This window comes from Nonlabens dokdonensis (assembly GCF_002162835.1).
In the GTDB taxonomy this organism is placed as follows: domain Bacteria; phylum Bacteroidota; class Bacteroidia; order Flavobacteriales; family Flavobacteriaceae; genus Nonlabens; species Nonlabens dokdonensis_B.
The window spans coordinates 1-5675 of sequence record NZ_MAAX01000105.1; the positions used below are offsets into that span (position 1 = coordinate 1).

6 protein-coding genes are annotated in these 5675 nt (G+C 36.2%); 2 read left to right on the top strand and 4 right to left on the bottom strand.

What is annotated here, in order from left to right; all coding sequences use genetic code 11:
• Positions 1 to 854: nicotinic acid mononucleotide adenyltransferase (locus A9Q93_RS06575; protein WP_303686585.1), on the bottom strand; the 854-nt coding region annotated here is incomplete at its 3' end.
• A 147-nt stretch (positions 855 to 1001) separates the two neighbouring features.
• Positions 1002 to 1589 (bottom strand): CvpA family protein, encoded by a 588-nt coding sequence (locus A9Q93_RS06580; RefSeq protein ID WP_303686586.1) that lies wholly within the window; start codon positions 1587 to 1589, stop codon positions 1002 to 1004.
• A 154-nt stretch (positions 1590 to 1743) separates the two neighbouring features.
• On the opposite strand from A9Q93_RS06580, the gene A9Q93_RS06585 reads away from it, so the two are divergent.
• Complete coding sequence (locus A9Q93_RS06585; protein WP_303686587.1) at positions 1744 to 2184, top strand: hypothetical protein; 441 nt, start codon at positions 1744 to 1746, stop codon at positions 2182 to 2184.
• An 84-nt stretch (positions 2185 to 2268) separates the two neighbouring features.
• Here A9Q93_RS06585 and A9Q93_RS06590 read toward each other — a convergent pair whose 3' ends face one another.
• Positions 2269 to 3813: a glycine--tRNA ligase gene (locus A9Q93_RS06590; protein ID WP_303686588.1), complete on the bottom strand. Its 1545-nt coding sequence runs from the start codon at positions 3811 to 3813 to the stop codon at positions 2269 to 2271.
• A 187-nt stretch (positions 3814 to 4000) separates the two neighbouring features.
• Complete coding sequence (locus tag A9Q93_RS06595; protein WP_303686589.1) at positions 4001 to 4882, bottom strand: hypothetical protein; 882 nt, start codon at positions 4880 to 4882, stop codon at positions 4001 to 4003.
• A gap of 45 nt (positions 4883 to 4927) precedes the next feature.
• Here A9Q93_RS06595 and A9Q93_RS06600 point away from each other — a divergent pair, with 45 nt between their 5' ends.
• A complete protein-coding gene (locus tag A9Q93_RS06600) occupies positions 4928 to 5614 on the top strand; it encodes a ComF family protein (protein WP_303686590.1) in 687 nt (228 codons plus the stop codon).
• The last annotated feature ends 61 nt before the right edge of the window (positions 5615 to 5675 follow it).

Genomic DNA, 5675 nt, shown 5'->3' on the forward strand with positions numbered 1-5675 from the left:
CTATTAACGCCGTTTTTATTTTTTAATTGTATAAAACCACGTCCTTTAAATCTATAGGTTGTACCACTGTCCACGTGATACAATTCTATGGTGTTGTCATTCACGATGTAAAGATCGAAATAATCATTCCCTAAAAAATCATAACCCAAAGTTAATTGCTTGTTAATACTTCCAGGTGTTTGATCTTGAACATTATAAGAACCTGAAAAGTCCCAATAGATGCTTCCTGCACTTAGTCCGTTTCTATCTGTAGAGCTTTCAAAAAAATCAGCATTATTTCCAGGAAAAAATCTCAAATAGTTTTCTTGATCAAATTCATTGAGCGCTCCTACTTGACTGGTATGAACTTTTTCCCATGCTTGATATTCTTGTAAGAAGTATTGAATGTTATCATAAAACAACTGATCATAATCAAAGTTATTTCTATCATAACCGTCTAGATAATAAATCGTGTTGCTGTATAAATCTCTTAATTCTATGCGATTAAATTCTCGTACCACAACCTCAAAGTCATAAAGACCATCTATATCATGAATAATAGAAAGACGGCTACCTGATGCTTCATAGGCACCTACATCTATACCTAATCCTGCTCCTGCGCTTCCTACGCCTACAAGATTATTATTTGCATACAAGGTTCCAAAATCAAAACTTAAAGTAAATGCCTGCGTCATAAATGGCGCATCAGGAATACCTTGCGTATTGTTTAAATCTACGTACCATACTTCATTAGAAGCAAGTACCTCATTCAGTGTAGGTCCAGCATAGCCATCACCTATCACAATTTCTGTATCACAGCTCGTTAAAGTTAAAGCGAGAAGTGCAGATCCTAAAAAAGTAGTTATTGCTCTCATAATTGTAGTATTTAAAAGTTATAACTAGAATTACGAAAATGATGCCAAAGTCACATCTCAATGATTTACAGCTATTTGTGATTCCGCTTTCGCGAAAGCGAGATCATTTCAATCTTAAGAAGAGTTATTTCTAAGAATCGGAAAACCTTAGAAATTACCTAAAGTAGAAGTAGAATCTTGTGGCTCTTCTAGCTCATCTTGTGGCTCTTGATCAACTCGATCATCACCACGCAATCTTCTATCCACGCGGTCTGCTTCCTCAAGAATTTTAGGTAAAAGAAATGGAGCAAGAGGTTCAATATGTTCAAAAACGATGCTGCTATCCTTAGTTTCGGTAGAAATAATATCAAATTCTCCACTAGCAGAATTTACAAACATTAATATCACACTAGCCAAAAATGCCATTTTTACCAATCCAAAAGCGGCACCAGCTAATTTATTGATAAAACTTAACTGTACTGTTTTTACAACCTTAGTGATTAACTTTCCTACATAAGTGATTACAAAAATGATTACTAAAAAAGTGATGATAAAACTAGCGATGGTAATATATACATCATCCCATTGCACTTGTTCTCGCAACCAGTCGCCAGCAAAGTTAGAGAAATAGATAGCTCCATAAATAGCAGCAATGAGAGCTATTAATGAAGTCAATTCTACAAAAAAGCCGTTCAAATAACCTTTGTAAAGACCTATTAATAAAACAATACAGATAATAATGTCTAACCAATTCATCGGGCTAAGTTAGGAAAAATAAGTATTTATTAATTCTAAAATGCGATGAGCTCGTTAGTTCCTGCCTTGAAAACGCTCATTCATATAGTGTCTGTTTACAAGTCTATGGAGTTGAACTACTTTGTGTCCTCAATTAACCATAAATTCTAAAAAAATGAAATATTTAATTAAACTTTCAATGGTAGTTCTATTATTTATAGCTTTTACCAGCTGCGATAATGATGACGGTATGGCTGCTAATCAAAATCAGTGTAATTATGAGGGTTTGACCTTTTTTGACGGCTCAACAAATACATTACTACCAGAGTCCCAATTACAAACTGAATTTTTCCCAAATAATGGTGGACCAGGAGTTCCTGCTGTTGAAGTCTATGAATCTAGTAATCCAGGAAATATTTCTTTAATTACAGATGCTGTTACCTTAAATGCTACGGGACCAGGAACACTCGTTATCAATGGAACAACTTATAATGTAACTGTTACTTGCCAGCGTGCTGGTACAACAGTCGGAGAAGAGTTTAGATTTGATGTAGTAACTGTAAGCGGCGGATTTGAAGGTGAACTATGCGTGGTCATAGATGCTGTAAATCCTTAACAATTACTTTTAAGATATAAAAATGTCCCATTTATACAAATGGGACATTTTTGCGTTTTTATATTTATAAGGTTGAATGTCTAATTAAATCTTCTTTAACCACGTCGCCATACTCACGCGAGATTCTAGATAGTTCTTTAAATCCTTTATGGCAACGCGCTCTTGACTCATTGTATCACGATCTCTTACTGTTACGGCATGATCTTCTTTAGTGTCGTGATCAATCGTTACACAATATGGTGTACCGTTTAAATCATGACGCGCATAACGCTTCCCTATAGAATCTTTCTCCTCATAAGCTACATTCATAGACCATTTTAATTCGTCTACAATCTCATTTGCTATTTCTGGAAGACCATCTTTCTTTAAAAGAGGCAATATTGCTGCTTTTACTGGTGCAAGAACTGCTGGCAATTTTAATACCGTGCGCTCACCACCATTTTCTAATTTTTCATCTACTAGAGAGTTAGAAAAAACCGCAAGAAACATTCTGTCTAAACCTATAGAAGTTTCTAGAACATAAGGAACATAATTTTTATTATCCTCGTGATCAAAGAACTGCAATTTTTTACCACTATGTTCTTCATGGGCTTTAAGGTCAAAATCTGTACGCGAGTGAATTCCTTCTAATTCTTTAAAACCAAATGGAAAATCAAACTCGATATCTGTCGCAGCATTTGCATAGTGTGCTAGTTTTTCATGATCGTGAAAACGGTAATTTTCATCGCCCATGCCTAGTGATTTATGCCACGCCATGCGCTTCTCTTTCCAGATTTCAAACCATTCTAGTTCAGTTCCTGGCTTCACAAAATATTGCATTTCCATCTGTTCAAACTCACGCTGTCTGAAGATAAATTGTCTCGCAACAATCTCATTTCTAAAAGCTTTACCAGTCTGCGCGATACCAAATGGAATCTTCATACGACCAGATTTCTGAACGTTCAAGAAGTTCACAAAAATACCTTGAGCGGTTTCTGGCCTTAAAAATAACTCTGTAGCAGTGTCTGCACTGGCTCCTATTTTAGTACCGAACATGAGATTGAACTGACGCACATCTGTCCAGTTTTTAGAGCCGGTATCAGGATCGGCAATACCTAGTTCTTCTATCAGCGCTTTTACACCAGCCAGATCTTCTTTCTCTAACAACTCAGCCAGTCTTGCAGTAGGCTCAGTAGCCTTTTTCATGTAACCCATCACACGCGGATTAGTCTCTGCATACATTTTAGCATCAAAATCATCGCCAAAGCGTTTTGCCGCTTTTGCTATCTCTTTATTGGCTTTTTGAAGGTGTTTCTCGCAATAATCTTCTACCAGTACATCAGCTCTGTAGCGTTTTTTAGAATCTTTATTATCAATTAAAGGATCATTAAAAGCATCTACGTGACCAGAAGCTTTCCATACGGTAGGATGCATAAAAATCGCTGTATCTATTCCTACGATATCTTGATTGAGCTGTGTCATCGCTTGCCACCAGTATTCCCTGATGTTTTTCTTTAACTCGACTCCATTCTGTCCATAATCATAAACAGCACTTAAACCGTCATAGATTTCACTAGATTGAAACACATATCCGTACTCTTTTGCATGAGAGAGTACTTTTTTAAACTGATCTTGATCGTTATTTGCCATAGCTGCAAAAATAGAAAAAGCGATGGAATGCTAGCGTAAATTTTATGTATTTCGCTTTCGCGAAAGCGAGATCTCAACAATTCTAATTTAAGTTGATCTATCACTCCATAACATTAGTTGTAGGACTTTAAATAAAAAACACACCCAAAAGGTGTGTTTTTTTACTGGATAATTATCAATTCAACGTTTACCTCAACTCCAGCTCACTGCTACTTACTCTTATAGGACCGTTGTACAAATTAACTCTGTAGCGACCTTTTACAATTTGATCTTCATTTGCATTTACTAGCTCACAAAGGTCTAATTCTTTTGACTTATAATTGAATTGTACTACTTTAGAATAAGTTAGCTTCTGTCCATCAAATTCTTCTGTTTTATTTGCTCCCATCACGTTATTTTCTGGATTGATAACTTGAAGGTAGAATGACGTCACACCAGTCGCCGCTAGCGGATTTTCTGGAAGTGTGAAGCACACTTTGATGTCATCCACACGTCTTGCTTTTTCATGTTCTTTGTGAGCTCCAGAGTTTCTTATGATTACTCCTACCGGTTTAAAGTTAGTAGGAATGAGCGTTGCCGCTCTTGCCATATTAGAATTTAAGTTTGCTATGGTAGAGTTTTGATTTTGGTTTTTTATGATTTCAGTGTTCAAGGCCGCAAGCGTACTGTCATTAACCATTGCCAGATTTTCATTGATCACTTCAAGTGTATTGATGCGATCTTGAAGTAAATCGCGTTCCTTTTTAATGGTATTTAATTGGGTTCTTAATCTAGAAAGCACTTTTACATCACCTTCCAGCCTGCTCACGCTATCTACTAGTCTGGTGATGCGATCTCGAGCTTCTGTGATATCTGCACTTAGTGCGTTGCCTTTTTCAATTTCTAGAGTATAGTCTGCTTCAATGTTTTTTAGGTCTTCTTGAATTTTAAGTTTCTCTTCATTTAAAGCAGTCTTGATATCTTCATTTTCTTGAAAAGTATTATAAGACCAGACGCTTACGCCTATTAAACCAATTAAAAATATCGCTAATAATATTTTGAGAAAACGGTTGTCTTTTTGCTGTGCCATAGTAGGTTGTTTATCTTTATAACGTGCGAATCTAAAAAATAATTTGTGTCATTGTGGATTTCTGATTTTATTAACTTATTCTTTCCTGAGGTATGTATGGGATGTGATCGCAGCTTAACGACTGGCGAACAGATCATTTGTACCACTTGCAGGAGTGAAATCCCGATAGCTTTGACGCATCTTGATAAAGACGATAAAGTGAAAGAACTCTTCTTTGCAAGAGTAAATGTAGAAACTGCAACAAGCCTTTTCTACTACGAGAAAATAGGTGTAGTACAGCAATTAATCCATCATTTAAAATACCGTGGTCATAAAGAAGTAAGTTCTTTTTTAGGAAAATGGATGGCTGCCGAGCTTCAAAACGACCCAGCTTTTCAAGATATTGATCTGGTAATTCCAGTTCCCGTGCATCCTAAAAGGCGCGCAAAAAGAGGCTATAATCAAGTAGACGGTTTTGGAAAAGAACTAGCAGCAGTTTTGGGGTCTCGCTTTCGCGAAAGCGTACTCATCAAAAAGCATAACACTATAAATCAAGCTCAATTAGGACAAGTGAAACGTAGTGATGAAAGGCAATCACCTTACGATCTTGTTGAGAAAATAGAGCCAGGAACACATGTGCTGCTAGTAGATGATGTGATCACTACGGGAACAACGCTGTCACTTTGTGCTAAAGAACTTCATAAAAATCCTGATATTAAAATCTCGATTGCAACTATGGCAATATCTGTGTAGAATGGGTTTAACCTAAAGTTGACTTTGTACTATTAAAATTGCTCTATTTTTGTTTCAATCA